At 69.0% G+C, this 26,643-nt stretch carries 30 protein-coding genes; 22 read left to right on the top strand and 8 right to left on the bottom strand.

What is annotated here, in order from left to right; genetic code table 11:
* The 3 genes from CY652_RS06660 to rfaE2 form a co-directional block, all read left to right on the top strand.
* Window positions 1–807, top strand: an 807-nt coding sequence (locus CY652_RS06660) for a PhaM family polyhydroxyalkanoate granule multifunctional regulatory protein (RefSeq protein WP_374703631.1), incomplete at its 5' end; no start/stop codon positions are given.
* Window positions 808–1,225: 418 nt separating this feature from the next.
* The gene (locus tag CY652_RS06655) at window positions 1,226–2,104 is read left to right on the top strand and encodes a ferritin (protein WP_102129904.1); all 879 of its coding nucleotides are present in this window, start codon (window positions 1,226–1,228) and stop codon (window positions 2,102–2,104) included.
* A 160-nt stretch (window positions 2,105–2,264) separates the two neighbouring features.
* Window positions 2,265–2,747: a D-glycero-beta-D-manno-heptose 1-phosphate adenylyltransferase gene (gene rfaE2 / locus CY652_RS06650; protein WP_102129931.1), complete on the top strand. Its 483-nt coding sequence runs from the start codon at window positions 2,265–2,267 to the stop codon at window positions 2,745–2,747.
* A gap of 33 nt (window positions 2,748–2,780) precedes the next feature.
* On the opposite strand, the gene CY652_RS06645 is transcribed toward rfaE2, so the two are convergent.
* The 3 genes from CY652_RS06645 to CY652_RS06635 form a co-directional block, all read right to left on the bottom strand.
* Entirely contained in the window at window positions 2,781–3,020 is a 240-nt protein-coding gene (locus CY652_RS06645; protein ID WP_102129903.1) for a hypothetical protein, read from the bottom strand.
* Between the two features lie 126 nt (window positions 3,021–3,146).
* On the bottom strand, window positions 3,147–3,926 hold the full coding sequence (locus CY652_RS06640) for a type III pantothenate kinase (protein WP_102129902.1): 780 nt from the start codon (window positions 3,924–3,926) through the stop codon (window positions 3,147–3,149).
* Window positions 3,923–4,801 (bottom strand): biotin--[acetyl-CoA-carboxylase] ligase, encoded by an 879-nt coding sequence (locus CY652_RS06635; protein WP_102129901.1) that lies wholly within the window; start codon window positions 4,799–4,801, stop codon window positions 3,923–3,925. Before CY652_RS06635 ends, CY652_RS06640 begins: the two co-directional genes overlap by 4 nt.
* Window positions 4,802–4,894: 93 nt before the next feature.
* Here CY652_RS06635 and CY652_RS06630 point away from each other — a divergent pair, with 93 nt between their 5' ends.
* The 8 genes from CY652_RS06630 (at window position 4,895) to CY652_RS06595 (ending at window position 11,714) form a co-directional block, all read left to right on the top strand.
* Window positions 4,895–6,028, top strand: coding sequence for an MlaE family ABC transporter permease (locus tag CY652_RS06630; RefSeq protein WP_102129900.1), 1,134 nt, complete (start codon window positions 4,895–4,897; stop codon window positions 6,026–6,028).
* Entirely contained in the window at window positions 6,025–6,903 is an 879-nt protein-coding gene (locus tag CY652_RS06625) for an ABC transporter ATP-binding protein (protein ID WP_102129899.1), read from the top strand. The genes CY652_RS06630 and CY652_RS06625 overlap by 4 nt, the downstream gene beginning before the upstream one ends.
* A 97-nt stretch (window positions 6,904–7,000) precedes the next feature.
* The gene (locus CY652_RS06620; RefSeq protein WP_102129898.1) at window positions 7,001–7,972 is read left to right on the top strand and encodes an MlaD family protein; all 972 of its coding nucleotides are present in this window, start codon (window positions 7,001–7,003) and stop codon (window positions 7,970–7,972) included.
* A 123-nt stretch (window positions 7,973–8,095) separates the two neighbouring features.
* Window positions 8,096–8,710: an ABC-type transport auxiliary lipoprotein family protein gene (locus tag CY652_RS06615; protein WP_102129897.1), complete on the top strand. Its 615-nt coding sequence runs from the start codon at window positions 8,096–8,098 to the stop codon at window positions 8,708–8,710.
* Window positions 8,711–8,885: 175 nt separating this feature from the next.
* A complete protein-coding gene (locus CY652_RS06610; RefSeq protein ID WP_102129896.1) occupies window positions 8,886–9,209 on the top strand; it encodes a (2Fe-2S) ferredoxin domain-containing protein in 324 nt (107 codons plus the stop codon).
* A gap of 13 nt (window positions 9,210–9,222) precedes the next feature.
* On the top strand, window positions 9,223–9,867 hold the full coding sequence (locus CY652_RS06605; RefSeq protein ID WP_102129895.1) for an alpha/beta hydrolase: 645 nt from the start codon (window positions 9,223–9,225) through the stop codon (window positions 9,865–9,867).
* Between the two features lie 283 nt (window positions 9,868–10,150).
* Complete coding sequence (locus CY652_RS06600; protein ID WP_102129894.1) at window positions 10,151–11,398, top strand: D-alanyl-D-alanine carboxypeptidase family protein; 1,248 nt, start codon at window positions 10,151–10,153, stop codon at window positions 11,396–11,398.
* Between the two features lie 46 nt (window positions 11,399–11,444).
* Window positions 11,445–11,714 carry a DUF493 family protein gene (locus CY652_RS06595; RefSeq protein ID WP_102129893.1) on the top strand — a complete coding sequence of 90 codons (270 nt, stop codon included), beginning with the start codon at window positions 11,445–11,447 and terminating at the stop codon, window positions 11,712–11,714.
* An 84-nt stretch (window positions 11,715–11,798) separates the two neighbouring features.
* Here CY652_RS06595 and CY652_RS06590 read toward each other — a convergent pair whose 3' ends face one another.
* Complete coding sequence (locus CY652_RS06590) at window positions 11,799–12,764, bottom strand: transcriptional regulator GcvA (protein ID WP_102129892.1); 966 nt, start codon at window positions 12,762–12,764, stop codon at window positions 11,799–11,801.
* Window positions 12,765–12,863: 99 nt separating this feature from the next.
* Here CY652_RS06590 and CY652_RS06585 point away from each other — a divergent pair, with 99 nt between their 5' ends.
* The 6 genes from CY652_RS06585 (at window position 12,864) to CY652_RS06560 (ending at window position 18,038) form a co-directional block, all read left to right on the top strand.
* Window positions 12,864–13,193, top strand: coding sequence for a DUF2917 domain-containing protein (locus CY652_RS06585; protein WP_102129891.1), 330 nt, complete (start codon window positions 12,864–12,866; stop codon window positions 13,191–13,193).
* A gap of 72 nt (window positions 13,194–13,265) precedes the next feature.
* Window positions 13,266–14,057, top strand: a complete 792-nt coding sequence (lipB, locus tag CY652_RS06580; RefSeq protein ID WP_102129890.1) for a lipoyl(octanoyl) transferase LipB — start codon at window positions 13,266–13,268, stop codon at window positions 14,055–14,057.
* A 12-nt stretch (window positions 14,058–14,069) separates the two neighbouring features.
* A complete protein-coding gene (gene lipA / locus CY652_RS06575) occupies window positions 14,070–15,071 on the top strand; it encodes a lipoyl synthase (RefSeq protein WP_102129889.1) in 1,002 nt (333 codons plus the stop codon).
* Window positions 15,072–15,173: 102 nt separating this feature from the next.
* Window positions 15,174–15,539, top strand: coding sequence for a DUF2946 domain-containing protein (locus tag CY652_RS06570; RefSeq protein ID WP_102129888.1), 366 nt, complete (start codon window positions 15,174–15,176; stop codon window positions 15,537–15,539).
* A gap of 156 nt (window positions 15,540–15,695) precedes the next feature.
* On the top strand, window positions 15,696–16,145 hold the full coding sequence (locus tag CY652_RS06565; RefSeq protein WP_102129887.1) for a copper chaperone PCu(A)C: 450 nt from the start codon (window positions 15,696–15,698) through the stop codon (window positions 16,143–16,145).
* Window positions 16,146–16,424: 279 nt separating this feature from the next.
* Complete coding sequence (locus CY652_RS06560; protein ID WP_180970430.1) at window positions 16,425–18,038, top strand: EAL domain-containing protein; 1,614 nt, start codon at window positions 16,425–16,427, stop codon at window positions 18,036–18,038.
* 317 nt (window positions 18,039–18,355) lie between these two features.
* On the opposite strand, the gene CY652_RS06555 is transcribed toward CY652_RS06560, so the two are convergent.
* Complete coding sequence (locus CY652_RS06555; protein ID WP_146010031.1) at window positions 18,356–18,664, bottom strand: hypothetical protein; 309 nt, start codon at window positions 18,662–18,664, stop codon at window positions 18,356–18,358.
* Window positions 18,665–18,680: 16 nt separating this feature from the next.
* Between CY652_RS06555 and CY652_RS06550 the strand changes: the two genes are divergently transcribed.
* The 4 genes from CY652_RS06550 (at window position 18,681) to CY652_RS06535 (ending at window position 22,777) form a co-directional block, all read left to right on the top strand.
* On the top strand, window positions 18,681–19,742 hold the full coding sequence (locus CY652_RS06550; RefSeq protein WP_102129884.1) for a hypothetical protein: 1,062 nt from the start codon (window positions 18,681–18,683) through the stop codon (window positions 19,740–19,742).
* Between the two features lie 243 nt (window positions 19,743–19,985).
* Entirely contained in the window at window positions 19,986–21,044 is a 1,059-nt protein-coding gene (gene tauA, locus CY652_RS06545; protein ID WP_102129883.1) for a taurine ABC transporter substrate-binding protein, read from the top strand.
* A gap of 57 nt (window positions 21,045–21,101) precedes the next feature.
* Window positions 21,102–21,911 (top strand): taurine ABC transporter ATP-binding protein, encoded by an 810-nt coding sequence (locus CY652_RS06540; protein WP_102129882.1) that lies wholly within the window; start codon window positions 21,102–21,104, stop codon window positions 21,909–21,911.
* The gene (locus CY652_RS06535) at window positions 21,908–22,777 is read left to right on the top strand and encodes an ABC transporter permease subunit (protein WP_102129881.1); all 870 of its coding nucleotides are present in this window, start codon (window positions 21,908–21,910) and stop codon (window positions 22,775–22,777) included. The genes CY652_RS06540 and CY652_RS06535 overlap by 4 nt, the downstream gene beginning before the upstream one ends.
* 69 nt (window positions 22,778–22,846) lie before the next feature.
* Here the strand turns inward: CY652_RS06535 and CY652_RS06530 are convergent, their stop codons facing one another.
* The 3 genes from CY652_RS06530 to CY652_RS06520 all read right to left on the bottom strand — a co-directional run bounded on the left by CY652_RS06530 (window position 22,847) and on the right by CY652_RS06520 (window position 25,835).
* Window positions 22,847–23,383: a TlpA family protein disulfide reductase gene (locus tag CY652_RS06530; protein WP_102129880.1), complete on the bottom strand. Its 537-nt coding sequence runs from the start codon at window positions 23,381–23,383 to the stop codon at window positions 22,847–22,849.
* Window positions 23,384–23,856: 473 nt separating this feature from the next.
* Complete coding sequence (locus tag CY652_RS06525) at window positions 23,857–25,440, bottom strand: YifB family Mg chelatase-like AAA ATPase (RefSeq protein WP_102129879.1); 1,584 nt, start codon at window positions 25,438–25,440, stop codon at window positions 23,857–23,859.
* Between the two features lie 140 nt (window positions 25,441–25,580).
* Window positions 25,581–25,835 (bottom strand): accessory factor UbiK family protein, encoded by a 255-nt coding sequence (locus tag CY652_RS06520; RefSeq protein ID WP_102129878.1) that lies wholly within the window; start codon window positions 25,833–25,835, stop codon window positions 25,581–25,583.
* Window positions 25,836–26,282: 447 nt separating this feature from the next.
* Between CY652_RS06520 and CY652_RS06515 the strand changes: the two genes are divergently transcribed.
* Window positions 26,283–26,621: a P-II family nitrogen regulator gene (locus tag CY652_RS06515; RefSeq protein ID WP_020566534.1), complete on the top strand. Its 339-nt coding sequence runs from the start codon at window positions 26,283–26,285 to the stop codon at window positions 26,619–26,621.
* Window positions 26,622–26,643 lie beyond the last annotated feature (22 nt).

Below are 26,643 nucleotides of genomic sequence, written 5' to 3'. Positions count from 1 at the left end.
CCCCCCCCCCGATCGAGCAAGGAGTTCCGCATGACCGATCCCGCCGGCACCCAGCCTCCCTTTTCCGGCTTTCCTGGTTTCCCCGGTTTCCCGCCCGCCGACATGCTCGAGCGCATGTGGACGATGCTGCGTTTCACGCCGTTCGGCAATGCGTTTCCGGGGGCGCAGCCGGGGTCGGTAGAGGGATTCGGCGCGTCGCTGTCGGCGATGTCCGACATGATGGCGCCGCTCACGAGCGTCGAGGAGCTCGACAAGCGCATCACCGATCTGCGCGCGGTCGAGCAATGGCTCAAGCTGAACCTGAACATGCTGCAGTCGGCGATCCAGACGCTCGAGGTTCAGCGCTCGACGCTCGCGACGCTGCGCGCGTTCGGGGCGTTCGCGCAGGCGCAGATGACGTCGGCCGACGAGCGGGCTGCCGTGGCGTCCGGCGCCGGCGCGTCCGCGGGCGGCGACGAGGCGCGAGGCGCCGCGCAGGCGGCGGACGAATCGTCGGGGCAGGCGTCGGCGCAGGCCGGACTCGATGCGTCGGCCTGGTGGAACCTGCTTCAGGCGCAGTTCAACCAGTTGGCGCAGTTCGCGATGGCGCAGCCGGCCGAATCCCCCGGCGCGGGCGCGTCGGGCGCGTCGGGCGAACCGGCCGCGCCGAAGGCGCCGGCAGCGACGACGGCCGGGGAGCCAGGCGCCACGGGGACGGCCGGGGACGATGGGCCGCCGCGCGCCCGCCAGCCCGCACCCGCCGCGAAACGCGCTTCTGCGCGGACGGCCCCGCGCGCGGCGAAGAAGGCTCCACCCCGCGCGAATTGAGCGATTCGGCCGGCGTTCGTGGCGCCCGGGCGCCGGCCTGCTCCGGCGCCGGGACCGCAAGGCCGGCGTGCTATCATGCCGTAAGCCTTTTCCCGGCTTTATCCGGTGGTTCGACGCGGTGGCAAGCGGGCGGACAGCGCGCCGGATGGCGGGCCGGGCGCCGGCTCACCCGGCGTTGCGGCATGCGCCGCCCGGCAGTCCCGATCCCAGGCATGGTTTCCACCCACGGTCGGTCACGCTGCCCAACCACCCCGGTATTCACGCTTCGTCTCCGTCGCAGGCAATTCTTCGGCGCACGGCGGATGCGGACGTTCGATTACCGCGTAAAATTGATCGGTTACGCTGCGAATGCGCGGGTGGGCGCGGTTGCGGCATGCAACAGGTTACAGGTCGTCATGCGCAGAACAGGGGCGGGACTATGAACACCATGCTTTATCCAGAACTCTACAAGTCGCTCGAATCGGTCCGCTGGGACATGGAAAAGGACATTCCCTGGGACCAGTTCGACGCATCGCGCCTGACCGACGAACAGGCCACGACCGTCAAGATGAACGCCATCACCGAGTGGTCCGCGTTGCCGGCCACCGAGATGTTCCTGCGCGACAACCACCACGACAGCGACTTCTCGGCGTTCATGAGCGTCTGGTTCTTCGAGGAGCAAAAGCACTCGCTCGTGCTGATGGAATACTTGCGGCGCTTCCGGCCCGAACTCGTGCCGACGGAGGAGGAGCTGCACGCGGTGCGCTTCGAGTTCGACCCGGCGCCGCCGCTCGAAACGCTGATGCTGCACTTCTGCGGCGAGATCCGCCTGAACCACTGGTATCGCCGCGCGGCCGAGTGGCATACCGAGCCCGTCATCAAGCACATCTACGAAACGATTTCGCGCGACGAGGCCCGTCACGGCGGCGCGTATCTGCGCTACATGAAGCGGGCCCTCACGAATTGCGGCGATGCCGCGCGCGCGGCGTTCGCGAAGATCGGCGTGCTGATGGCGTCGGCGCGGCGCACCGAGAAGCCGCTGCACCCGACCAATCTGCACGTGAACCAGGCGCTGTTCCCGCGCGATACGGTGCAGTCGCGCCTGCCCGATCCGGATTGGCTCGAGCGCTGGCTCGACGAGCAGATCCGCTTCGACGACAGTTGGGAAAGGAAGGTGGTCGAACGGATTCTGCACAACCTGTCGATTCTGCTCGAGCGTACGTTCAGCACTGCGCAGGAGCTGAACCGCTACCGCAAGGAAGTGGTATCGCGCCTGCAGCAGGCCGAGCAGAGCGCGCAGGCGCGGCAGCCGGCCTGACGCGCGACGGGGCCGGCGATGGCCCCGGGAACAGGCGGCGCTTCTCCCTGCGTGTTTCTACGTCTATGGCCGGGGAGCGACAAGGCAGCACAACGAACGGTCCGGCATGCGCGAGCACGCCGGACCGTTTTTCATGATCGTTTTCTTTTCGGGTTCTCCGATGCCAGCTTCTTTTGAACGCAAGATCACGGCCCGCGAGGCGCTCGCGCAGCGGCGGGCGTCGCTGCCCGGCCCCGTGGTGTTTACCAACGGCGTGTTCGACATCCTGCACCGCGGGCACGCGACGTACCTCGCGCAGGCGAGGGCGCTCGGCGCATGCCTGATCGTCGGCGTGAACAGCGACGCGTCGGTACGCATGCTCGGCAAGGGCGACGATCGCCCGATCAACCACGAGGACGACCGGATGGCGCTGCTCGCGGCGCTCGAGAGCGTCGACTGGGTCGTGCGCTTCGAGGAGCGCACGCCGATGTCGTTGATCGAGGCGCTGCATCCGGACGTGCTGGTCAAGGGCGGCGATTACGACATGGACGCGTTGCCCGAGTCCGCGCTCGTGCGCGGCTGGGGCGGCCGCGCGCAAGCGATCGCGTTCGAACACGACCGCTCGACGACGAAGCTGTTGAAGAAGGTGCGCGAGCAGGGCTGAGCGACGCGCGGCGGCTTCCTTGCGGGCCGCGGATCAGGGCGCCAGCGACGACGCCTGGATCGGCGGCGAAGGCGCCGGCCCGCCGACCACGGCCGGATCGACGGATTCCGGCGCGGCGAGCCCGCGCACGGCGAGCCGCTCGGGATGGAACTGCCGGCTCATGTGCCAGGTTTCGCGCGAACCGGCCGCTGGCAGCGGGCCGAACGCGCCGTATATCGTCGCGAGCGCGAGCAGGTTCGCGAGGATCAGAAGGGCGATCAGCCAGCGCAGCATCGTGTGAGGCTCCGTCGTAAGTCGTTCAGGGTCGTCGCGGTTTGCCGCGCCTCTTCCGCCGTCCGTCGTGCCGGCGCGCTTTCGGCGCGCTTTCGGTGCGCTTCCCGCTCCCGGGCCGGGTCCGGGTCAGCCGGGTTCGGCGTTCGCCTCCTCCCTTGCGATCCGGGCGAGGCCGGCGAGCACCAGCGCGTCATGGCGAGTATGCGGCACCTTCAGCACCGTTGTCACTGCGTCGGCCGCGCCGCCGCTCACCACGAGCCGCACCGGCGCCCGCCAGTCGTCGCGCAGGTCGGCCCATGCCCGCTCGACCAGCGCGGCCTGCGCCAGCGTGCAGCCGGCCGCGATCGAGCGCGGCGTGCCCGTCGCGAAGACCAGCCCGGCCGGGAGCGTCTGCGCGGCGCGCGCGTCGAGTACCGGCAACTGCGCCGTGTGTTCGCCGAGCGAGCGCATCATCAGCGACCAGCCCGGCGCGATCAGGCCGCCGACGAACCGGCCGTCGGCACGTAGCGCCTCGAGCGTCGTCGCCGTGCCGAACGTCGCGATCAGCAGCGGCTCGTCGGGAAAGGCCGCGCGCGCGCCGATCATGCCGGCCCAGCGGTCGCTGCCGAGCGCGCCCGGCTCCGCATAGCCGTTGCTGACGCCGCACTGGCTCGCCCGCGCGCGGACGACGGTACGCGGCAGGCCCGGCCAGTGCGCGTCGATCAGCGAGTCGATGCGGCGCGCGACCGTTTCGCCCGCGACGTTGGATATCCACGCGCCTGTAGGCGGCGGCAACGCCGACCAGCCCGCCGCATCGTCGGCATGGCCGAACGCGCCCGTGTGCGCCTGCGTGCCGTCGGCCTGCGCGAGCGCCCACTTGATGCGGCTGTTGCCCGCATCGACGAGCAAAAACGGCGCGCGGCTCATGTGTTGGCGAGCCGCAGCGAGACGTCGCCGGTGGCGACGGTTTCCCGTCCGTGCGGCGTGTCGAGCAGCAACTGGCCGCGCGCGTCGACCCCCACGGCGATGCCGCGCGCGAGTTCCACGCCCTGTTCGAGCAGCACCACTTCGCGGCCCGCGTAGGCGTGGACGCCGTTCCAGCGCGCCTGGAACGGCGCGAAGCCCGCCGCGCCGAAGCGTTGCAGCAGGGATTCGAGCGCGTTCAGCTCGGCCGCCAGCGTGTCGGTGAGGTTCGCGCCGGGCAGCGCCCGCGAAAGCGCCGTCGGCGTGGTGCCCGCTACCGGCGCGCCGGCGGTCCGGACCTTGGCAGCCAGCTCGTCGGCGCCGCGCACGTTGGTGCCGATGCCGATGACGACCGCGCTCGCATGGGCGGTGCTCCAGGCGGTCTCGATCAGGATGCCGGCCAGCTTGTCGCCTTCGAGCAGCACGTCGTTCGGCCATTTCAGCGCGATCTGGCCGGGGTTCGCGAGCGGCAGCGAGCGCAGCGCGTCGACGAGCGCGACGCCGACCGCGAGACTCAAGCCCGCGAGCCCTTCGAGCGGACGCGGCAGCACGCAGGCGAGCGAGAACAGCAGCGCGTCGCCGGGCTGGGCGTACCAGGCGCGGCCGCGCCGGCCGCGCCCGGCCGTCTGCAGATAGGCGACCCGCACGATGGGCCGCGCAAGCGCGTCGGCCTTGTGCGGCAGCGCCTTCATGCGCGCCATCAGGTCGGTATTCGTGGAGCCGGTTTCCTCGACGATTTCGAGCGGCCAGTCGTGCGCGGCGGGGCCGAACAACGCGACGGCGCGGTCGCGGTCGATGCGCCAGTCGTCGGTGCGAGGCGGGGCGGGCAAATCGTTCATGCGGGTATTGTAGTGGGGTGCGGCGCCCGGCGCGCGAATCGGGGGGCGTTCGCTACAATGGCTCCTGATCTCATTTCCGATGGCCCGTCATCCTTGAATCCCGAGATACCGCCCGGCCTCGACATCGCGGCCGGCCCCGATGGGACGATCGTCCGGCTTTCCGGCCAGTGGACCGCGCTGGCGCTCGCGCGCGACCGCGATCGCGGCGGCACGGTGAGGCGCCTGCGCACGCTCTCCTCCGGGCGCGTCGGCCAGTGGGATCTCTCGGCCATCGAGCAGATGGACCACGTGGGCGGCCAGGCGCTGTGGCGCGTCTGGGGCCACCAGATGCCCACGGGCCTCGTCGCGCTGACCGACACGCAGCGCGAAATCTTCAGCCGCATCGCGCTGCTCGATGCCGCCCGCGAGCCGCCCGAAGAGGTGCCGCGCGTCGATCCCGTCACGCGGCTCGGGCTCGCGATCTTCGCGTTCGGCGACCATCTCTACGGCGGCATCGCGATGTTCGGCCGCGTGATCCTCGACCTGCTCGCGGTGGCGCGCAATCCGAAGACGATTCCGTGGGTCGAGATTTCGGCGAACATGTACAACGCCGGCACGCGCGCGCTGCCCATTACGGCGATCGTCGCGTTCCTGATCGGCATCGTGCTGTCGTACCTGTCCGCGCAGCAGTTGCGCATGTTCGGCGCGAACCAGTACATCGTGAACATTCTCGGGCTCGCCGTCATCCGCGAGCTCGGGCCCGTGCTCTCCGCGATCCTCGTGGCCGGACGCTCGGGCTCGGCCATCACGGCGCAGATCGGCGTGATGCGCGTAACCGAGGAGCTCGACGCGATGCGCGTGATGGGCATTCCGCACGGGCTGCGGCTCATCCTGCCGCGCGTCGTCGCGCTCGGTCTCGCCATGCCGCTGCTCGTCGTCTGGACCGACGCCATCGCGCTCCTCGGCGGCGCGCTGGCGGCGAAGTTCGTGCTCGGCATCGACCTTGCGTTCTTCGCCCGCTCGATGCCCTCCGTCGTGCCGATCGCGAACCTCTGGATCGGCTTCGGCAAGGGCGTCGTGTTCGGCATGCTGATCGCGCTCTCCGGCTGCCATTTCGGTTTGCGGATCAAGGCGAATTCGCAGAGCCTCGGCGAGGGCACGACGACCTCGGTCGTCACGTCGATCACGATCGTGATCCTCGCCGACGCGGTGTTCGCGGTGCTGTTCCAGAACGTGGGGATCGGATGAACGCGTCGCTCAGGGAGTCCGTGCGCGACGTCGCGCGCCCGCAGATCGGCGAGCCCGTGATCGAGGTGCGCAACCTGACGAAGCGCTACGGCCGCAACATCGTCCACCAGCATCTGAACCTCGAAGTGCGCAGCGGCGAGATCGTCTCGCTCGTCGGCGGCTCGGGCTCGGGCAAGACCACGCTGGTGCGGCAGATTCTTGGCCTCGAGCAGCCCACCTCGGGCTCGATCCGCGTGTTCGGCAAGGACACCTCGACGCTCGACGCCGACACCGCGCGCCTCATGCGCAGCCGCACCGGCATGCTGTTCCAGCACGGCGCGCTGTTCTCGTCGCTGTCGGTGTTCGACAACATCGCCCAGCCCGTGCGCGAGCTCGGCCGCGTGCCGCCGGACCTGCTGCGCGACATCGTGATGCTCAAGCTCGAAATGGTCGGGCTGCCGTGCAAGCACGCCTCGAAGATGCCGGCGGCGCTCTCGGGCGGGATGATCAAGCGCGTGGGGCTCGCGCGCGCGCTCGTGCTCGAGCCGGAGCTGCTGTTTCTCGACGAGCCGACGGCGGGGCTCGATCCGCACTCGTCCGACGAGGTCGTCGAGCTGATCCACACGCTGCATCGCGCGCTCGGCCTGACCGTCGTGCTCGTGACGCACGACCTCGACGCGATGGTCGCGCTCTCGACGCGCGTGGCCGTGCTGGCCGACCGCAAGGTGCTGGTCGCGGCGCCCGTCGAGGAGGCGGCGACGGTCGATCACCCGTTCATCCGCGAGTATTTTCTGGGCATGCGCGGCCGGCGCGCGCTGCAGGCGCTGCCGCCCGAGCGCCGCGCGAAGCTGCCGGAGGCGGCGCTCGCGTCCGCCTCGATCGGCGTCGCGTCATGACGGCGGCCATGCGGCAGGTCGGCCGGATCGGTTCGGCGCCCGGGCAAGCCGGCGCCGGGGCTGGAAGAATGCGCTCAGCAAGCGAGGGAATCTGACGATGGAAAACAAACCCCATGCGTTTCTGGCGGGGCTCTTCACGATCGGCCTGCTGGCCGCCATCGTGGTGACCATATTTTTCTTCAGCGCCGACCGCACGGTGCGCGTGCCGTACGACCTCGTCGCGCACACCAGCGTGACGGGGCTCTACCCCGACGCGGCGGTGCGCTATCGCGGGCTCGACGTCGGCAAGGTGCAGTCGATCGAGTTCGATCCGCAGCATCCCGGGCTCATCCGGATTCGCATCCTAGTGGACCAGCGCGCGCCGATCACGCATTCGACCTACGGCACGCTCGCGCTGCAGGGCGTGACCGGCATCGCGTTCGTGCAGCTCGACGATACCGGCGCCGACGAGGCGTCGCTCCCCTCGTCGGAGAGCAGCGTCGCGCAACTGCCGCTGCGTCCGGGCCTCTTCGACCAGTTGCAGGCGCGCGGCGACGCGCTGCTCAGCAAGCTCGACCGGATCGCGGGCGACATCGACGCGACGCTCTCGGACGAAAACCGCCAGCAGATGATGGCGACCGTCACGAGCCTGCAGCACGCGGCCGACAGTGTGAACGCGCTGGCCACGCAGCTCGAGCCCACGGCGACCCGCCTGCCGGGCGCGGTGAGCGCGCTCCAGCGTTCGCTCGACTCGACCAACCGGCTGATCGCGAACGTCAACAACCCGAACGGCCCGTTCGTCGCGAACCTGAACAAGGCCGGCACGGCGGCTCAGCAGGCGGGCGATGCGCTCACGTCGATGAACGCGTCGCTCGGGGCGCTGTCCGCGCAACTGGGCTACGACACGCTGCCGCACGTCGATTCGCTGACCGAGGACGTGCGCTCGGCCATGCGCTCGGTGAACCATGCCGCCGACACGTTCAGCGACAACCCGCGCAGCGTGCTGTTCGGCGGCGCGCAGCAGCCCGCGCCGGGGCCGGGCGAGCCGGGTTTCGTCTGGCCGGCGCGGGCCGCGGCCGGCAGCCGGTGAGGCGCGGGCCGGCCGTTGGAACGGACGGACGATTGAATGGGAATGGACGACGGGAACAAACGGGGCGGCGCCGTGCCGGGGGTTAAACGGTCAAGGCGCCGCCCGATCCAGAGGAAATCAGCAATGCCATCTTCGCTTCTTCAGCCTGGCCGCCTCGCGCTGGCGGCGCTCGTTCTGTGCGCGGGGCTTTCGGCCTGCGCGGGCAACCCGGCGGCCATCGCGGACACGCGCTACGACCTCGGGCCGCCCGGCGCGCCGCCCGCGGCCGGCACGCTGCCGCCCGTCAAGGTGCTCGACGTGAGCGCGCCGCCCGCGCTCGACAACGACAGCTTCGCCTACCGGCTCAGCTATGCCGACCCGCAGCGCATCGCCCACTACGCGGGCAGCCACTGGACCATGTCGCCCGCGCGGCTGCTGACGCAGCGATTGCGCGCGGCGCTGGCGTCGAAGGCGACCGTGCTCTCGGGCGGCGACGCGGTGGCGGCGCCGATGCTGAAGGTCGAACTCGACGAATTCGAGCAGGTGTTCGACAGCTCGACGGAAAGCTCCGGCGTGTTGAGCGCGCGCGCGACGCTGATCCAGAACGGCAGGGTGCTCGGCCAGCACACGTTCGTCGCGCGCGCGCCGGCCAGCTCGCCCGACGCGGAGGGCGGCGCGAGCGCGCTGGCCGCCGCGAGCGACCAGCTCGTCGGCCAGATTTCGGCATGGCTCAGCGTGCAGGCGGCGGGCTCGCCCTGAGCGCGGGCGGCGCGCGCCGCCCTGTCGGGGCCGGTTCGCGACGCCGGAGAGGTGGCGGCAGCGTCGCTCGGCGCTCGCTATAATCGACCGAACCGCGCGGGCCGCCTGCGCCTGATTGCTCCCGATTGCATCTGATTGCGCCCGCTTCCCGTTTCCGATCCGTCCCGTCCTCGCCATGACCTCCTTCTACGAACATCACGTGTTTTTCTGCCTGAACCAGCGCGAGCCCGGCGCCGACCGCCCGAGCTGCGCGAACTGCAACGCGCAGGCGATGCAGGAATACGCGAAAAAGCGCGTGAAGGAGCTGGGCCTCGCCGGACCCGGCAAGGTGCGCATCAACAAGGCCGGCTGCCTCGACCGCTGCGAGGAGGGGCCCGTCGTCGTCGTGTATCCGGAGGGCACTTGGTACACCTACGTCGACGAGACCGACGTCGAGGAGATCGTCGTCTCGCACCTCGCGAACGGCAAGGTGGTCGAGCGCCTGAAGATCGACCGTTGAGGCCCGGCGCGCGATGAACGTCCATACGCAGAAATTCCTCGTCGACGGCCCCGTCGGCAAGATCGAGGTCGCGCTCGACCTGCCCGACGAAGTGCGCGAGAACGGCGCGCGTCCGCGCGGCCTCGCGCTCGTCGCCCATCCGCACCCGCTTTTCGGCGGCACGATGGACAACAAGGTGGCCCAGACGCTCGCGCGCACGCTCGTGCAACTCGGCTACACGACTTACCGTTCGAACTTTCGCGGCGTCGGCGCGACCGGGGGCACGCACGACAACGGCATTGGCGAGCAGGACGATCTGCTCGCGCTGCTCGCGCACATGCGCGCCGAACCGGGCCAGGCGGACTTGCCGCTCGTACTGGCCGGCTTCTCGTTCGGCACCTTCGTGCTCTCGCACGTCGCGAAGCGCTACGTGGCGGACGGCGGCGCGATCGAGCGCATGGTGTTCGTCGGCACGGCCGCGAGCCGCTGGGAAGTCGCGCCGGTTCCCGAGAACACGCTCGCGATTCACGGCGAGCTCGACGACACGGTGCCGATCCTGTCGGTCTACGAATGGGCGCGTCCCCAGGAGCTGCCCATCGTCGTGATTCCGGGCGCCGAGCATTTCTTCCATCGCAAGCTCCACGTGCTCAAGCGCATCATCGTGGACGCCTGGCGCTGACCGGCGTCCGGGCGAAACGCGCGAAACCGGCGTGCGACGCATGCGCGGCCGCGCGTTTCCCCATCGGCGCGGCGCGTATAATGAGCGCTCTTTTGGCGGGCGCCGCGCTTTCGGACAGCGAACGAGCGGCGCGTCGCGTGAACCGATCGCGCGGTGCGCCTGTCCAACCGGCGCCGCTCTGTGCCGCGCGATCGATGCGCGGCGAATCGGCGTCCGCCTTCCGGCTCTTCCAGATTGCGCGTCAGCGATGGCGCGCGACGTTCATCCAGCCCGAATCGAACCTATGCGTCTTTTTCCCTCCGGTCTTTCGATTTCCTCCGCATTCCGCGCTTCCTTCGTTCCCGTTTCCGTGCGTTCCGTCCGTCGCGCGTTCGCGCTCGGCGTGCTGTTGCCGGCCTCGCTGCTGGCCGCCGGCAGCGCCTTCGCGCAGGTGCCGCCGCCCGCGGTGACGGCGCGCTCGTGGGTGCTCGTCGACGCCACGGCGAACCAGGTGCTCGCCTCCGGGAATCCGGACGAGCGCGTCGAGCCCGCCTCGCTCACGAAGCTGATGACGTCCTACCTCGTGTTCGAGGCGCTGCAGCAGCACAAGATCTCGATGGACCAGATGGTCACGCCGAGCGACGCCGTGCGCCGCGTGGGCAACGACGAATCGCGGATGTTCATCGAGGCCGGCAAGCCGGTGTCGGTGCACGACCTCGTCTACGGGATGATCGTGCAGTCGGGCAACGACGCGGCCATCGCGCTCGCGGAGCTCGTCGGCGGCAGCGAGGCGAACTTCGTCAACATGATGAACGCCGAGGCGCAGCGCCTCGGCATGACGCACACGCATTTCGCCGACGTGAACGGCATGCCCGACCCGCAGCACTACACGACGGCGGGCGATCTGGCGAAGGTCTCGACGCAGTTGATCCGCGACTTCCCCGAGTACTACAGCATCTTCTCGGTCAAGGAATTTACCTACGACAACATCCGCCAGGCCAATCGCAACCGGCTGCTCTGGCTGGACCCGACCGTCGACGGCCTGAAGACGGGCCACACCGAGGCGGCGGGCTACTGCCTGATCGCGACGGCGAATCGGCCGCTGCCGGGCGCGAGCGGCGGGGCGCGCCGTCTCGTGGCGGTGCTGATGGGCGAGCCGAGCGAGCGTGCCCGCGTGCAGGACGGCATGAAGATGCTGAGCTACGGCTATAGCGCCTACGAAACCACGCGCCTTTATGCGGCCAACCAGGCGGTGGCGACGCCGCGCGTCTACAAGGGCGCCGAAGACACCGTCCGGGTGGGCGTGAAGACCGACCAGTACGTGACGCTGCCGCGCGGCGACGCCGACCACGCGAAGCCGCAGATCGACCTGACGAGCCCGCTCATCGCGCCGCTCGCGGACGGCCAGCAGGTGGGCACCGCGCGGTTCGTGAGCGCCGACGGCAAGACGCTGGCGCAGTTCCCGATCGTCGCGCTGCAGGCCGTGCCGCAGGGCGGCATCGCGAGCCGCGTCTGGGATTCGCTGGTGCTGATGATCAACCGGAAGAAGTGAGCAGACCGTGCCGCGCTCTCCCGGCGCGGGCGGCAGGGAGCAGGAGATGAGCGAAACGAACGAATCGCTGCTGGTGTTTCCGTGCGATTTTCCGATCAAGGTGATGGGCAAATCGCATCCGGATTTCCAGGAAACGATCGTCGCCGTGATCCGCCGGTTCGACGGCGATTTCGACGCGGCGCGCGTCGAGACGCGGCCGTCGAGCGGCGGCAACTACACGGGCCTGACCGTGACGGTACGGGCGACGAGCCGCGTGCAGCTCGACGACATCTACCGCGCGCTGACCGGGCATCCGATGGTGAAGGTCGTGCTGTAGATTTGCCGCGAGCGCGGTGCAGTGGTGACGACGTGACGGGCCGCATTCGCGGCCCGTTTTTTTCGCCTTGCTTTCGCTCGCGGCTTACGTGCCGGCATCGTCCGCGGCGTGCCGCGTTGCCGCTGCCGGCGGGTCCGTCTCGCAGGCTTCCTCGTAAAGCCGCCGGAAGCGCGCCACCTCGTCGAATACCCAGCGGCGGAAAGCCTGCACGCGCTCGGTCTGCAGCAGTTGCGGCGGGCAGATGAAGTAGTAGCGGTACGGGCTCGGGCCGTCGATGTCGAAGAGCCTGACCAGCCGGCCGGCCGTGATCTCGGGCATCGCCAGCGAGCGCCGCACGAGCGCGATGCCCTGTCCGGCGATGGCGGCCTGCAGCAGGTTCGACGAGTCGTGATAGAGCACGCCGTGCCGCGGCTCGGGCTGGCCCGGCAGGCCGGCCGCGTCGAACCACGGCTGCCAGAGCTCGTCTTCGGAGCGCAGCAGCGCGGCTTGCGTCAGCGCCGCGGGCTCGGCCGGCAGCCTGCCGCCGTTGAACTGCGGCGAGCAGGCCGGAAAGAAGATTTCGTCGAGCAGCAGTTCCGCGTGCAGGCCCGGATAGCGGCCATAGCCGAACCGGATGGCCACGTCGACGTCGTCGCGCGCGAAGTCGACGAGATCGTTGGTCGATTGCAGCTCGAGATTCCATTGCGGATGCGCCTCGATGAAGCGGCCGATGCGCGGCGTCACCCAGCGCGCGGCGAACGACGAGAGCATCGACACCACGAGCCGCCGTTCGCGCTCGCCGCCGCGGACGCCGCGCGTGGCCCGGGCGAGCGCTTCGAGCGCCTCGCGCACCTCGCCGGCGTAGCGCCGGCCCGTGCCGGTAAGCCGCACGCGTTTGCCGTCGCGGGCGAACAGCGCGACGCCGAGCTCGGACTCGAGCGCGCGAATCTGGTGGCTGACCGCGCCGTGCGTGACGAACAGCTCGTCCGCGGCGCGCGAAAAGCTCTCGTGGCGGGCGGCCGCCTCGAATGCCCTAAGCGCGTTCAACGGCGGTAACAGGCGCAGGTCCATCGTAATTTTTCTCACATAAGGGTGAAAATTGATCGTTTGGCCCGATCCCTTGTGCTGTCTACGATTGTAGCCAGTGGAACAGCCCGGACGGAGCTCCTCATGCAAGAAATTTCCTCAGATGTGACGTTCGCGATCGACGCGGGCGAGACGGTTTCCGTGCGGGTGGCGAGCAGCACGCGGCTCGTCGTCGAGCACGGCACCGTGTGGCTGACGCGCAGCGGCGACACGGCCGATTACTGGCTCATGCCGGGCCACGCGCTGCGCCTGCGTCGGGGCGAGCGGCTGTGGGTCGGCGCGGAGGACGGGCGCGCGGCGCGCGTGGTGTTTCGCATCCCGCTGACGCGCGCGGGCCGGCGCGCGCTCGACGCGCTTGTCCGGCTGGCGGGGCGTCTCGGGCTGCCGGTCGGCGAGGGCTGGTGCAGCGTCTGAAGTCGGGGCGGGACGGTCAGCGGTCTGCGCGGCCGGCGGCGCCGGGCCGATTTCGGTAAACTTCTCCCCATCATGTGCGCCACCCCGGTCATCTCGGTTTCTTCCCCGCCCGCCGCGCCCGATCCGGCGCCGGCGGACAACGCGCCCGCCTCGCTTCCGCTCGCGCTGCGCTGGCGCGGCCTCGAGCCCTACGACGTCAGCTTCGACGCGATGCGCGCGTTCACGGCGGCGCGCACGGCCGAAACGGACGACGAAATCTGGCTCGTCGAGCATCCGCCCGTCTTCACGCTCGGCCAGGCCGGCAAGCCCGAGCACCTGCTCGTCGCCGACAGCGGCATCCCGCTCGTGCAGATCGACCGCGGGGGGCAGATCACCTATCACGGGCCCGGCCAGGTGGTCGCCTATCTGCTGCTCGACCTGCGCCGCCGCCGGCTCATGGTGCGCGAGCTCGTCACGCTGATCGAGCAGGCCGTGATCGAAACGCTCGCGGCGTATAATCTCGCCGGTGAACGCAAGGCGGGCGCTCCCGGCATCTACGTGGCGCCCGGCACCGGACCCGGGTCCGGCGCGCACGCCGGCGCGAAGATCGCGGCGCTCGGCCTGAAGATCCGCAACGGCTGCAGCTACCACGGCGTGAGCCTGAACGTGGCGATGGACCTGGACCCGTTTCTCGCGATCAACCCGTGCGGCTACGCGGGGCTCGAAACGGTCGACATGGCGACGCTCGGCGTCGCCGTGCCGTGGCGGGACGTGGCCGCCACGCTTGCCGACCGCCTCGGTCGCCACCTCGATGCGCATTTCGACGCCGTCCGGGCGGCCGCCGTAACGCAGACTCAACCGCAGAGCGGCGCAGCCGCCGCCTGACTGGACCGAAGAATGACTGACGCAACCGCGAATCTCGCTGGCACGACCGACGACGCCGCGCCGTACGACGCCACGGCCAAACAGAAGGCGCAGGCCAAGACGGCGCGCATCCCGATCAAGATCGTTCCGATCGAAAAGCTGAAGAAGCCCGAGTGGATCCGCGTGAAAGCGGCCACGGGCAGTTCGCGCTTCTACGAAATCAAGCAGATCCTGCGCGAGCACAATCTGCACACGGTGTGCGAGGAAGCAAGCTGCCCGAACATCGGCGAGTGCTTCGGTAAGGGCACCGCGACGTTCATGATCATGGGCGACAAGTGCACGCGCCGCTGCCCGTTCTGCGACGTCGGCCACGGCCGTCCCGACCCGCTCGACCCCGACGAGCCGGCGAACCTCGCGCGCACGATCGCGGCGCTCAAGCTCAAGTACGTGGTGATCACGAGCGTCGACCGCGACGATCTGCGCGACGGCGGCGCCGGGCACTTCGTCGAATGCATCCGCGAGGTGCGCGAACAGTCGCCGCAAACGCGCATCGAAATCCTCACGCCGGATTTCCGCGGCCGCCTCGACCGCGCGATCGGCATCCTGAACGCCGCGCCGCCCGACGTGATGAACCACAACCTCGAAACGGTGCCGCGCCTGTACAAGGAAGCGCGTCCCGGCTCGGACTACGCGCATTCGCTCAAGCTGCTCAAGGACTTCAAGGCCCTGCATCCGGACGTCGCGACGAAGTCGGGGCTGATGGTCGGCCTCGGCGAGACCGAAGAGGAAATTCTCCAGGTGATGCGCGATTTGCGCGCCCACGACGTCGACATGCTGACGATCGGCCAGTATCTGCAGCCGTCCGAGCACCATCTGCCGGTGCGCGCCTACGTCCACCCGGACACCTTCCGGATGTACGAGGAAGAGGCGTACAAGATGGGCTTCACGCATGCGGCCGTCGGCGCCATGGTGCGTTCGAGCTATCACGCCGACCAGCAGGCGCACGACGCCGGCGTGGTCGACATCGGGCGATAAGCCGGCGCTCCGGCTGCGGGTGTCTGGGCGCGGACATGCAGGCCAGCCGCAGGCAGCCGTGATTCCCGGCGGATTCTTCGGCAGAGTTCCTGCGCCGATACCATGTCTCTTCGCGCCCGCAACCGTCTGACCGCATGGCTTGGCCTCGTCGCCATGGGGCTCGTCATGCTTGCGCCGCTCGCGAGCCAGGCTGCGGCGCGTCGCGACGATGCGTTCGACGCGCCGCTGTGCGGCGGCGCCGTGCAGTCGGCCGATGGCGGACGCGCGCCGACGCACGGCGATCCGTTCGCGGCCTGCGGCTACTGCGATCTCCTCGCAAGTCACGCTGCCATGCCGACGCTGCCGCCGGCGTTGCCCGCGCCCGGCAATCGGGTGACGAAGGCGGCCGGGCCGGTGCCTTTCGCCCGCTTCATTCCGCCCCGCGCTTTCCCGTCGGGGCGTCAGCGGGCTCCCCCGTCCTACTTCTGATCTTCCGATCGTATTCGCGCGGTCTCTCGCACGGCCGCGTGTTCCCGTTCGAACGACTTCCGGCCCCGTCCCGCCGCGCGCCACGCGATTTTCCGCTCGGTGTGCGATGGTCCGTCGGCGGCCCGTCGATCCTGGTTTCTGGTGACTGGAGAAAACATGAAAGCTTCGATGAAAACGGTCTTGTTCGCCGTGCTGTGCGGCGGTGCCGTGCCCGCGCTGGCGGCTCCCCCGAACGTCCTCATGGTCTCGAACTGCTGGATTCGCACGCTGCCCGGCAATCTGCCGTCGGGCGGCTACTTCAGCGTGATGAACATGAGCGACGACCCTATCGACCTGACCGGCATCAAGACCGATGCGTTCGGCATGGCGATGCTTCACGAGACCCGGGCCAAGGGCAGCACATCCACGATGGCGATGGTCAAGAAGGCGACCGTGCCGGCGAACGGAACGCTCGCCTTCGCGCCGGGCGGCTATCACGTCATGCTCGAACAGCCGAAGCAGCCGCTCCAGATCGGCACGACGGTGCCGTTGACCTTCACCTTCGGCGACGGGGAGCAGGTGACGGCCCAGTGTGCCGTGAAGGGCCCCGACGCGATGTCGGACTGATCGCGCCCCGACCGGGCGCCGAGACGGGCCAGGTTACGCGTTAAGTACGGGTTGAGGACCACGGGCCGGTCGCGACAGGCGGCCGGCCCTTTTTTCGCAGCCCGAAGGCCGGCGGCGGCCCCGCACGGAGCGGAGCATGCGTAAGGTGCCGAAGCCGCCGGCCGGGTTCGATTCCGCCCACACCCGTTTATGGCAAACTGTAAGCTTCGGGCACGTCGGCGGACGTGATGGGTGATGCCGGGCCGCCGGCTGCCGGCGGAATCACGACAGAGGGATGGCATGGCACGCTCCAGGGTCATTCTGCCAGGGTTCGCGGCGGCGCTCGCCGGCGCGGTCTCGGCCATGCTGCTGACGGCCTGGCTGTCGTGGAACATCTCGTTGCAGGCCGAGCAGACGCAGTTGCAATCGGTCGCCCAACGCATCGTCGACCGTACCGACCTCTCCGTCACCGAGGCCAAGCGCGCGCTGAAGGCGCTTTCGGCACTTTCGGTCCCGCCCTGCTCGCCCGCTAATATCCACGTCATGCAGCAACTGGTCATGAACACCCATTCGGTGGACCAGTTCGGCTATGCCGAAAACCGGGTGCTGAAATGCACGTCGTGGGGGCAGGTGGACGTTCCGATCTCGCAAGGCAAGGGCGACTTCACGACCCCGGACGGCTTCGAGGTGACGATGAGCACGACGCCGCTCGTCACCGGCGGCGATCCGGTGATGGCGCTGCGCTACGGCCCTTATAACGCGCTGATCAGCGCCGGCCGGTTCGTCGACCTGGCCGTCGACGATCGCGTCCATCTCGCGCTCGCGGCGTCCGACGGCACCATCGTCGCCGAGTCGGCGACGCCCGGTCGCGAGGTCGTCCCGCGCATTCTGGCGGGCGGGCGCACTCCCGGTCGCGGCCGGTATCTGGGCGCCGTCGTTCGCCAGGGAAACTGGATTGCCGTCGCGCTCGAGCGCAAGCCGGGCATGCTCCCGTACCTGCGCGACGCCTGGCGGTGGCTGCTCGCCGTCGGGGCGTTCGTCGGGCTCGTCGTTTTCGTGCTGACGGTCCGTCTGTTCCTGAAGAGCACGTCGCTGCTCGCCGAACTGCGGACCGCCGTCAAACGCAAGGAGTTCGTCGTCCACTACCAGCCGATCGTCGATCTGGACACCGGCCGCTGCTCGGGCGCCGAGGCGCTGGTGCGGTGGCGCCGCGCCGACGGGTCGATGGTACGGCCCGACCGCTTCATTCCGCTCGCCGAGGAAAGCGGGCTGATCGTGCCGATTACCGACCAGGTGATCGAAACCGTCGTGCGCGAGATGAAGGCGGCGCTGGCGGCGGATAGCGCGCTGCACGTCGCGATCAATCTTTGCGCCGAGGATATCCGGACCGCCCGCGTGCTGCCCGTGCTCTCGAAGCGGCTCGGCGAGAACGGCGTGAGTGCCCGCCAGATCTGGCTCGAGGCGACCGAGCGCGAATTCGTGGACCTCGGCGCCGCCTGTGCGACGCTTTCGCGGGCGCGCGAGATGGGCCACACGACGGCCATCGACGATTTCGGCACGGGATATTCGAGCCTGCAGTATCTCCACGGGCTGCCCGTCGACGTGCTCAAGATCGACAAGTCCTTCGTCGGCTCGATCGGCAAGGACGCGGTGTCGAGCCCCATCATCGGCCACATCATCGACATGGCCCAGAGCCTCGGGCTCACCCTCGTCGCCGAGGGCGTCGAGACGCAGGAGCAGGCCGATTATCTCGCGGCGCGCGGCGTCGAGTTCGCGCAGGGATGGCTGTATTCGAGGGCGCTGCCGGCCGACGAGTTTCTGCGCTTCTACCGGCGGGCGCCGGGCGCGTCCGTCGCCGGCGGTCGCGCGCGCGGCGGACGCGCGCAACAGGGGCACGTGGCCTCGGAAAACTGATCCGGTACGGTCGTTTACCTGCCTGCCCGCCTGCCGGAGCGGCAGCCAGGATGCTGCATTCGCATTTCGGCGCATCTATTCGCATCGGGCGAGTGGGGCGAGCCCGGGGCGGCCTAGACTGGCTCTTGTCAAATTGCCTGAAGTGTCCTGTCCGACGCTTCGCACTTATTTGCTCAGGGGAGTGCCATGTCAGTCGCTATCGATAGCTTGAACAACGGAAACCTCATGGGTCTCGGCCCGGTGGATTTTTCTGGCGGTCTGTCGACAGGGGGGGTGCAGGATCCGACCTCGTCCGACGATTCGACGGAGGACACGATTCAGTCCACCATCCAGCAGGTATTGAACGAGCTGTTGGCCATGCTGGCCCAGAACGGCTCGGGCAACGCGCCGTCGCTCTCCAGCGGCTCGGGCCTGTCCTCGGCGTCGCCGCTACAGCTTTCGCCCACGGAGGGCGGCGTCCAGTCGCCCGTCAATATGACGGCTACCTTGCCGACGACGGGCAGCACGCCGGCGACGGCCACCGGCACGCCGGCGGCAACGGCCAGCGCGCCGACGACGGGTACCGCATCGTCGGCGAGCAGCAGCGGCAGCTCGTCGGGCAGCAGCAGCGTAGACAACACCAACACCCAGCTCCAGGATGCGATGTCGCAGACGGAGGAGAAAGATCCCACGCTGTTCGCGCAGACGGAGAAGGACGGCCAGGACGGCAACGGCAACGGGCTCGTCCAGGACGAACTGCAGGCCTACAAGGAAGGCGACATCACCAAGCAGCAGTGTATCGACGAGGTTTCGGGTGCCCAGAGCCTCGCCAACAACAACGGCGGCGGCAAGATCAACGGCACCGTGAGGAAAGATGCGGAGCAGGCGCTCGGCGGCAGCTACATCAAGGGCGGCCAGACGCGCGCCGCCCACGACATTGTCAAGGCGCTCGAATCCTTCACGCCTATCGGTGCCATCGTCAAGGGCGTTCAGAGCAAGACCTCCAGCTCGAAGCCTGAAACCATCCTCCAGGCGGCGCAGCCGGCGGTGCAGCAGGGCACGCAGCAGGCCATGCAGGACATGGAAGACGCCGATCCGGAACTGGCCCAGCAATTCGAGCAGGACGCGAAGAAGGGCAACGGCAACGGCATGGTCAACGACATGATCGAGCTGAAGCAGGAAGAGCAGAGCGGCGAGGTGCCCGACACCTTCACCGACCAGGACGCCCAGATGCTCGGCAGCCAGGTCGGCAACTACGGCAAGGGCAAGGTGAATTCGCAGGAAAACCAGGCGTTCACGCAGACGTTCGGGGCCGACACGCTGTATCAGGGCTCGTCGCGAGGCGCGAAGGACTTCAGCAAGTTCGAAAACGGCGTCGGCGACATCATGCAGAAGGTCGTGGCGCCCGTTACGGATACGGCCACGGGCGTGGACGATCTCGTGCACGGCAACATCAAGGGCGCGTTCTCGCAGTTCGGCCAGGCGCTCGGCGGCGCGGCCATGGATGCCGCGATGGTGCTGGCGCCCGAAGCCGCGCCGGAACTCGAAGTGGGCGCGGCCGCGGCCGAAGGCGCGGATGCGGCCGCGAGCGCCGGCAGCGCGCTCGATCCGATCCTGAGCGGCGCCAACATGCTGGGCAAGGGCAACAATTACTACAACGATGCCAACAACGCCGTCAACTACCTGAACGGCAACGGCAACAACCAGAACGGGGCCACGATCTGAAGTCCCGCGTCTTTACCCGGCGTTGCGAACCGACCGAAAGCCCGCGCGATGCGGGCTTTTTTGCATGCGGACGGCGCGACATGAGCCGATCCCGGCTACGCGCGGGCGGGGCGTCTGGCGCCGCGCGATCGCCAGGCGGCGGCGTCATTAGCTATTGCGGATAAATTAGAACCGGCGTTCGCGAGACTCCCTATAGTCTGAGCCTGCTTCCTTTCATAACAATTCTTTACCGGAGCTTCGCAGATGACACGCGCTATCCGTTTCTCGCCACGCCGGCCGCGCTTCTTCGCAGCGGCATTCGCCCTGTGCGCCGCGCTGACGTCCACGCTGGGCCTGCGCGCGGCCTACGCCGCCGATCCGCACGAGGTCGTGATCGCCTATCAGGACATGGTGGTGCCGTGGCGCTACGCGCAGGCGACGGGCGAGGTCGAAAAGGAAACCGGCTACAAGATCACCTATCGCAAGCTGGGGAGCGGCGCCGACGTGATCCGCGCGCTCGCGTCGGGCTCGGTGCAGCTCGGCGAGGCCGGCTCCAGCCCGGTCGCGGCGGGCCTTTCGCAGGGCCTCGACATCTCGCTGTTCTGGATTCTCGACAACATCAACGACGCCGAGGCGCTCGTCGCGCGCGACGGCTCGGGCGTGACGAGCCTCGCCGGCCTGAAGGGCAAGACGCTCGGCGTGCCGTTCGTCTCGACCTCGCATTTCCACACGCTCGTCGCGCTGCAGTACGCCGGCGTGAATCCCGCCGACGTGAAGATCGTCAACCTGAGCCCGGCCGAGATCGCGGCGGCCTGGACGCGCGGCGACATCGACGCCACCTACGTCTGGAACCCGGTGCTCGCCCAGGTGAAGAAGAACGGCAAGGTGCTGATCACGTCCGGCCAGGTGGCGCGCGAGACGGGCAAGGCGACGTTCGACGGCTTCGTGGTCGACCGGCGCTTTGCGAAGGACAATGCGGACTTCGTCACGCGCTTCGTGAAGGTGCTGGCGGCGGCCGATGCGGACTACAGCGCGCACCGCGCCCAGTGGACGGTCGGTTCGCCGCAGGTCGCGGGGGTCGCGCAGGAGTCGGGCGCGAATCCGCAGGACGTGCCGGCGAGCCTCGCGCTCTACTCGTTCCCGACGCTGGCCCAGCAGGCGTCGAGCACCTGGCTCGGCGGCGGCGCCCAGTCCGGCGCGGCGCGCTCGCTCGCGGCGACCGCGGCGTTCCTGAAGAGCCAGGGTACGATCCAGAACGTGCTGCCCGACTACTCGGTCGGCGTGGACCCGCAGTTCGTGCGCGCGGCCATCGCCTCGCACTGAGGACGGGGAAGGACGCAGCGGGCAGGGGAGAGAGGCAGCCGTGGAAGCAGATCGCGCATGAGCACGCTTGAAATCCGCGACCTCAGTGTCGTCTACGACGGCACGCGCGGTCGCCCGCCGACCGTCGCGCTCGCCGACGTTGACCTGAGCGTCGAGAGCGGCGAGTTCGTCGTCGCGCTCGGCGCCTCCGGATGCGGCAAGACGACCCTGCTCAACTGCATCGCGGGCTTCATCCAGCCGGCCCGGGGCGAGGTGCGCGTCGACGGCCTGCCGGTGACGGGGCCCGGCGCGGATCGCGGCGTCGTGTTCCAGCAGCACGCCCTGATGCCGTGGCTCGACGTGCTCGACAATGTCGCGCTCGGCCTGCGGTTTCAGGGCGTGCCGAAGCCGCAGCGCGAACGCGTCGCGCGCGAGATGCTCGCGCTCGTCGGGCTCGAGGCGCATGCGCGCGCACGCGTCTACGCGCTTTCGGGCGGCATGCAGCAGCGCGTGGGGATCGCGCGCGCGCTCGCGAGCGATCCGCGGATGCTGCTGATGGACGAACCCATGGGCGCGCTCGACGCGATGACGCGCGAATCGGTGCAGGAGCTCGTGCTCGACGTCTGGGGGCGCACGCGCAAGACCGTGTTCTTCATCACGCACAGCGTCGAAGAGGCGCTTTTTCTCGCGACGCGCCTCGTCGTGATGACGCCGGGGCCCGGTCGGATCGAGGAGAGCTATCCGCTGCCGTTCGCGCGCCGCTATCTCGAGACGCGCGACGCGCGGGCGGTGAAGTCGTCGCCGGCATTCATCGAGTGGCGCGAGCGCCTGATCCGGGTGCTGCACGGGCGCGAGCGCGAGGCGGCGGTGTCCGGAGGGGCGCCATGAACGCGCCGCACGAATCGTTGTCCCGGGCCGAAGAAGCCGGGCGCGCCTCGGGAGCGGCCCCGGCGCCGAGCCGCTCCCGGGTCTGGCAAATGCCCGGCGAAGGGCCGACCGCCGCGCTCAGTTGCGCGTCCGTGGTCGGGCTCGCGCTGCTCTGGTGGCTGGCGACGCATCTGCACTGGCTGCCGCCGCTTTTCCTGCCGACGCCTGAGGCCGTCTGGCAGGCGTTCGTCGACGCGTGGCACGGTCACATCGCGGGCGGTCTGCCGCTGTCCGAGCATCTGGGCTGGAGCGCCCTGCGCGTGTTCGGGGCATTCGCGCTGGCGACGGCGACGGCCGTTCCCGTCGGCATCCTGATGGGCGTGAGCCGCATCGTGCGCGGGCTGCTCGACCCGCCGCTGGAGTTCTACCGGCCGCTGCCGCCGCTTGCGTATCTGCCGCTCGTGGTGATCTGGTTCGGCATCGGCGAGACGGCCAAGATCGTCGTGATCTATCTGGCGTGCTTCGCGCCGATCGCCATGGCCGCGCGCGCCGGCACGCGCAGCGCGACGGTCGAGCAGATTCGCGCGGCCGCCTCGCTCGGCGGCGGGTTCTGGCAGATCGTGCGCTTCGTCGTGCTGCCCGCCGCCCTGCCCGAGATTCTCACTGGCCTGCGCATCGCCATCGGTTTCGGCTGGACGACGCTCGTCGCCGCCGAGATGGTGGCCGCGACAGCGGGCCTCGGGCAGATGGTGCTGAACGCTTCCAACTTCTTGCGCACCGACGTCGTCGTCATGGGCATCGTGCTGATCGGCCTGATCGCCTGGCTCTTCGATCTCGGCATGCGCTGGCTGGAGCGCCGGCTGGCGCCCTGGAAGGGGCGGGCATGAGCGGGATCGTCGGGATCGGTCGGTCGGCTTCCTGACAAGTCGACTGCGGAGCCGGCCGCGCGCAGGGCCTCAGGTGCCGAGCGCCTTTTCCAGCAACTGGTCGAGCTCCGCGAACTGCGGCTCGCCGACGTAACGCTTCAGAATCCTGCCGTCGCGGCCGACGACGAAGGTGGTCGGCGTGAGCTGCACGTTGCCGAATTCCCGCGCGGCCGAGCCGTCGTCCATCGCGATCCTGAACGGCAACCGGCGCGTCTGCGCATAGTTCGTCACGTACGTCGGCGCGTCGTATTTCATCGCCACGGCGACGAACTCGAGCCCCTGCCCCTTGAACCTGTCATAGGTCTGAACCATCTGCGGCATTTCCTGAATGCAGGTCGAGCAGTCGGTCGCCCAGAAATTGACGAGATAGACCTTGCCCTTCAGGTCGTTCGTGGAAATTTTCTGGCCGGACAGCAGCGTGAACGTCGCGTTGGGAACGTGTTGCCGGCTGTTGAACGCGAAGTAGCCGGCGATCGCGATGGCGCCGACGACCACGGCAAGCGCGGCATAGCGCGCAAGGCCCGCGCGCTGCCTGACGGGCGCGGAAGGGGAAGGCGTCGGGCTCATGGGCGAATCTCGGGCACGCGGAGGGACGGAAACGGGAGGCGCTCCATTGTAGTCGGGAATCTGGCGGCCGGCAGCGTGCGGCCGGGAAGCGTTTTCACGAGCCCGTGTACCGCGCCAGGAAGTGAAAGCGCCTTCCTGGCTTGTCGTGCTAATGCCCCGATTTCATGGAGGTTTTCGTGTTACCCACAGCGGCTGTGGAAAACTTTGTTGAAAACCGGCCTCCGCGCCCGGCAAAAGCCCGTCCTGCGGGCCGCCGGTTAGTTTGCACGCGATCTCGGCAGTTTTTAAAATTCAATTGAATCAATGGCTTGCGGCGATGCCTTCGCGCTGTGTCGGTAAACGGACGAAAAACGGGGCGAAGTCCGTTCGTGTGTATAAGTCAAGTCTTGACTTTGATTTTTTTAGTGCGCATACGTGCGGCCAGGAGGCGCGGCGGCACGGTTGTTGCGACCGCGTCCCGTTTCAGCCCAGTTTTACGCCCCCGGAAGCGCGCGCCGGTACTGCACGGCTTCGGCGATTTGACTTGCATCCGGCATCGCGTCGCCGGCCAGGTCCGCGATCGAGCGCGCGACCTTGAGCACCCGATAATAGGCGCGCGCCGACCAGCCGAAGCGCTCGCCGGCCTCGCGCAGCAGCGCTTCGCCCGCGGCGTCGGGACGGCAGACTTCGTCGACCTCGCGGCCGGTCAGTTCCCGGTTGGTCTTGCCTTGGCGCTCGATCTGGCGTGCCCGGGCCGCACGTACGCGCCTGGCGACGATAGCGCTGGATTCGCCGGGGGCGCCGGCGCGGGCGGCAAGCTCGGCCGGCGAGAGGGCCGGGATTTCGATCTGGATGTCGATGCGGTCGAGAAGCGGGCCGGAAAGCTTGCGCAGATAACGCGCGGCGGCTTCGGGCGAGCAGCGGCAGCGCCCGCCGGGGTCGCCGCGCCAGCCGCAGGGGCACGGATTCATGGCGGCGACGAGCTGACAGGCGGCGGGGAAGTCGATCTGCCAGGCGGCGCGCGAGATCGTGATGGCGCCGGTTTCGAGCGGTTCGCGCAGCGTTTCGAGAACGTGTCGGTCGAACTCCGGCAACTCGTCGAGGAACAGCACGCCGAGGTGGGCCAGCGTGATTTCGCCGGGCTGCGGGGGATTGCGGCCGCCGATCAGCGCCGCCGCGCTCGACGTGTGGTGCGGCGCGCGAAACGGCCGCCGCCGCCATTGCCGGGGCGTGAAACCCACGGCGCTGGCCGACAGCAGCGCGGCCGAACTCAGCGCCTCGGCGTTCGTCATCGGCGGCAGCAGGCCCGGCAGGCGAGCGGCCAACATCGACTTGCCCGCCCCGGGCGGGCCGACCATCAACAGGTGGTGGTTGCCGGCCGCCGACACTTCGAGCGCCCGCCGGGCGCCAGGCTGACCGATCACGTCCGCCATGTCGGGCCGCGCGCCGGCGGTTTCGTCGGGATCGGGGTCGGGCATTTTCACCGGCCGGAGCCGGGCTTCGGGGACGCCGGCCAGGTGCGCGCAGAGCGAGGGCAGATCGGTTGCGCCGAACACGTCGACGCCGGGCACGAGCGCGGCCTCGGCGGCGTTCTCGGCGGGCAGATAGAGCTGCGGCAGGCCGGTCGGGGCATCGTCGTCCGGCATACCGTCGTCGCTGTCGCGGGGATGGGCCTCGGCCCGGCTGCGGGCCGTGCCGCATGCCATGGCGAATGCGCCGCGCATGGGGCGGACCGCGCCGCTCAGCGAAAGCTCGCCCGCGAATTCGCGGTGCGCGAGCGCGGCCGCCGGAATCTGGCCGCTGGCGGCGAGGATGCCGAGCGCGATCGGCAGGTCGAAACGGCCCGACTCCTTGGGCAGATCGGCGGGCGCGAGGTTGACGGTAATGCGTCTTACCGGGAAGTCGAAACCGCAGTTCTGCAGCGCCGCGCGCACGCGTTCGCGGCTTTCGCGCACTTCGAGGTCGGGCAGGCCGACGATCATGAAAGAGGGGAGTCCGTTGGCGAGGTGGACCTCGACCGTGACTTCCGGCGCGCGGCCGGCAGCCGGCGCGCGGCTGCGCACCACGGCAAGCGACATGGGGTTCTCCGGAAGAGGGGCGGCCCGGGTTTTTTTAAGGCTACCGGGGACCGCCGGGGACGTTGCGGCTCGCCAGCCGTGGGCACGCGTGGCGTGCGTGCGGGGACCGTTGGGAGGGATGGGCCCCCGGCCCCGGTGAATCAGGACGGCTGGGTGACCGGCAGCTTCTGCTCGAGTTCGGCCACGCGCCGCTCGAGTTCCTCGAGGCGCGTGCGCGTGCGCAACAGCACCTGGGTTTGCGCGTCGAATTCCTCGCGGGTCACGAGTTCGAGCCTGGAGAAGCCTTGCGAGAGCAGGGCGCGCACGTTGCGCTCGACGTCGCGGGCGGGCGAATTCTTCAGGAGTTCGCTGACGCGCGCCTGAAGGTCGTTGAAAACGTCGTTGGGTTGCTTCATGGAGTTCTCCCTCGCGCACAAAAAATGTGCGTATTCGATTGCGATAGCCTCATGCACCAGCCGATGAGCGATCGTGGTGCGGTTTCATGACGATTGTGTTGCCGGCGCTCGAATCTGGTGCGTGCTCGCGGCGGCGCCAGTGTACGTCCGATGGCGAAAAGCCTTCGGACACTCTAGCAACGATCCTTACAACGCGCTACGGGAAGCACGCCGCGCTGGCTGTCCGGCCAGGGGCCAGGCGGCCGGATCGGCTGTCGGCCGGCGCCGGGCGCAGGCGGAAAACGGTCGTGCGGATTTGGCACGCGAGTTGCTACTACTGCCCCGCGCACCGTTCGGCGGTTTGCCTGCGGTGCATCGGCGCGGTCGAGGCGGAAGACCCGCCGACGCCCAGTGGCGGCTTCAGGCAGGGGCTACGCAAAACGGTCATGCAACCACAGCGAGGACTACATGAAACTGATTACCGCAATCATCAAGCCGTTCAAGCTCGATGAGGCGCGCGAAGCATTATCGGCCATCGGCGTCTCGGGGATCACGGTGACGGAAGTGAAGGGCTTCGGTCGCCAGAAGGGCCATACCGAGCTCTATCGCGGCGCCGAATATGTGGTCGATTTCCTGCCGAAGGTGAAGATCGAGGCCGCGGTCTCGGACGACATCGTCGATCAGGCGATCGAGGCCATCGAGCGGGCCGCCCGCACGGGCAAGATCGGCGACGGCAAGATCTTCGTCACGCCGATCGAGCAGGTCATCCGGATTCGCACCGGCGAGACGGGTGCCGACGCGCTGTAATCAAGCAGACAGAGACCAGACA

It is taken from the genome of Burkholderia sp. WAC0059 (assembly GCF_002870125.1).
Classification (GTDB): domain Bacteria; phylum Pseudomonadota; class Gammaproteobacteria; order Burkholderiales; family Burkholderiaceae; genus Paraburkholderia.
Note: the sequence above shows the minus strand (reverse complement) of the source record. Positions and strands in the feature narration are given on the sequence as shown.

Excerpts from the sequence above, each read along its gene's own strand:
- CY652_RS06535 (WP_102129881.1), top strand. The coding sequence starts at position 21,908 with ATGAACGCGCCGCACGAATCGTTGTCCCGGGCCGAAGAAGCCGGGCGC.
- lipA (WP_102129889.1), top strand. The coding sequence starts at position 14,070 with ATGACTGACGCAACCGCGAATCTCGCTGGCACGACCGACGACGCCGCG.
- CY652_RS06525 (WP_102129879.1), bottom strand. The coding sequence starts at position 25,440 with ATGTCGCTTGCCGTGGTGCGCAGCCGCGCGCCGGCTGCCGGCCGCGCG.
- CY652_RS06640 (WP_102129902.1), bottom strand. The coding sequence starts at position 3,926 with ATGAGCCGCGCGCCGTTTTTGCTCGTCGATGCGGGCAACAGCCGCATC.
- CY652_RS06625 (WP_102129899.1), top strand. The coding sequence starts at position 6,025 with ATGAACGCGTCGCTCAGGGAGTCCGTGCGCGACGTCGCGCGCCCGCAG.
- lipB (WP_102129890.1), top strand. The coding sequence starts at position 13,266 with ATGTGCGCCACCCCGGTCATCTCGGTTTCTTCCCCGCCCGCCGCGCCC.
- CY652_RS06515 (WP_020566534.1), top strand. The coding sequence starts at position 26,283 with ATGAAACTGATTACCGCAATCATCAAGCCGTTCAAGCTCGATGAGGCG.
- CY652_RS06620 (WP_102129898.1), top strand. The coding sequence starts at position 7,001 with ATGGAAAACAAACCCCATGCGTTTCTGGCGGGGCTCTTCACGATCGGC.
- CY652_RS06635 (WP_102129901.1), bottom strand. The coding sequence starts at position 4,801 with ATGAACGATTTGCCCGCCCCGCCTCGCACCGACGACTGGCGCATCGAC.
- CY652_RS06610 (WP_102129896.1), top strand. The coding sequence starts at position 8,886 with ATGACCTCCTTCTACGAACATCACGTGTTTTTCTGCCTGAACCAGCGC.
- CY652_RS06645 (WP_102129903.1), bottom strand. The coding sequence starts at position 3,020 with ATGCTGCGCTGGCTGATCGCCCTTCTGATCCTCGCGAACCTGCTCGCG.
- CY652_RS06565 (WP_102129887.1), top strand. The coding sequence starts at position 15,696 with ATGAAAGCTTCGATGAAAACGGTCTTGTTCGCCGTGCTGTGCGGCGGT.
- CY652_RS06530 (WP_102129880.1), bottom strand. The coding sequence starts at position 23,383 with ATGAGCCCGACGCCTTCCCCTTCCGCGCCCGTCAGGCAGCGCGCGGGC.
- CY652_RS06520 (WP_102129878.1), bottom strand. The coding sequence starts at position 25,835 with ATGAAGCAACCCAACGACGTTTTCAACGACCTTCAGGCGCGCGTCAGC.
- CY652_RS06655 (WP_102129904.1), top strand. The coding sequence starts at position 1,226 with ATGAACACCATGCTTTATCCAGAACTCTACAAGTCGCTCGAATCGGTC.
- tauA (WP_102129883.1), top strand. The coding sequence starts at position 19,986 with ATGACACGCGCTATCCGTTTCTCGCCACGCCGGCCGCGCTTCTTCGCA.
- CY652_RS06550 (WP_102129884.1), top strand. The coding sequence starts at position 18,681 with ATGTCGCAGACGGAGGAGAAAGATCCCACGCTGTTCGCGCAGACGGAG.
- CY652_RS06600 (WP_102129894.1), top strand. The coding sequence starts at position 10,151 with ATGCGTCTTTTTCCCTCCGGTCTTTCGATTTCCTCCGCATTCCGCGCT.
- CY652_RS06585 (WP_102129891.1), top strand. The coding sequence starts at position 12,864 with ATGCAAGAAATTTCCTCAGATGTGACGTTCGCGATCGACGCGGGCGAG.
- CY652_RS06595 (WP_102129893.1), top strand. The coding sequence starts at position 11,445 with ATGAGCGAAACGAACGAATCGCTGCTGGTGTTTCCGTGCGATTTTCCG.
- CY652_RS06540 (WP_102129882.1), top strand. The coding sequence starts at position 21,102 with ATGAGCACGCTTGAAATCCGCGACCTCAGTGTCGTCTACGACGGCACG.
- rfaE2 (WP_102129931.1), top strand. The coding sequence starts at position 2,265 with ATGCCAGCTTCTTTTGAACGCAAGATCACGGCCCGCGAGGCGCTCGCG.
- CY652_RS06590 (WP_102129892.1), bottom strand. The coding sequence starts at position 12,764 with ATGGACCTGCGCCTGTTACCGCCGTTGAACGCGCTTAGGGCATTCGAG.
- CY652_RS06615 (WP_102129897.1), top strand. The coding sequence starts at position 8,096 with ATGCCATCTTCGCTTCTTCAGCCTGGCCGCCTCGCGCTGGCGGCGCTC.
- CY652_RS06560 (WP_180970430.1), top strand. The coding sequence starts at position 16,425 with ATGGCACGCTCCAGGGTCATTCTGCCAGGGTTCGCGGCGGCGCTCGCC.
- CY652_RS06570 (WP_102129888.1), top strand. The coding sequence starts at position 15,174 with ATGTCTCTTCGCGCCCGCAACCGTCTGACCGCATGGCTTGGCCTCGTC.
- CY652_RS06605 (WP_102129895.1), top strand. The coding sequence starts at position 9,223 with ATGAACGTCCATACGCAGAAATTCCTCGTCGACGGCCCCGTCGGCAAG.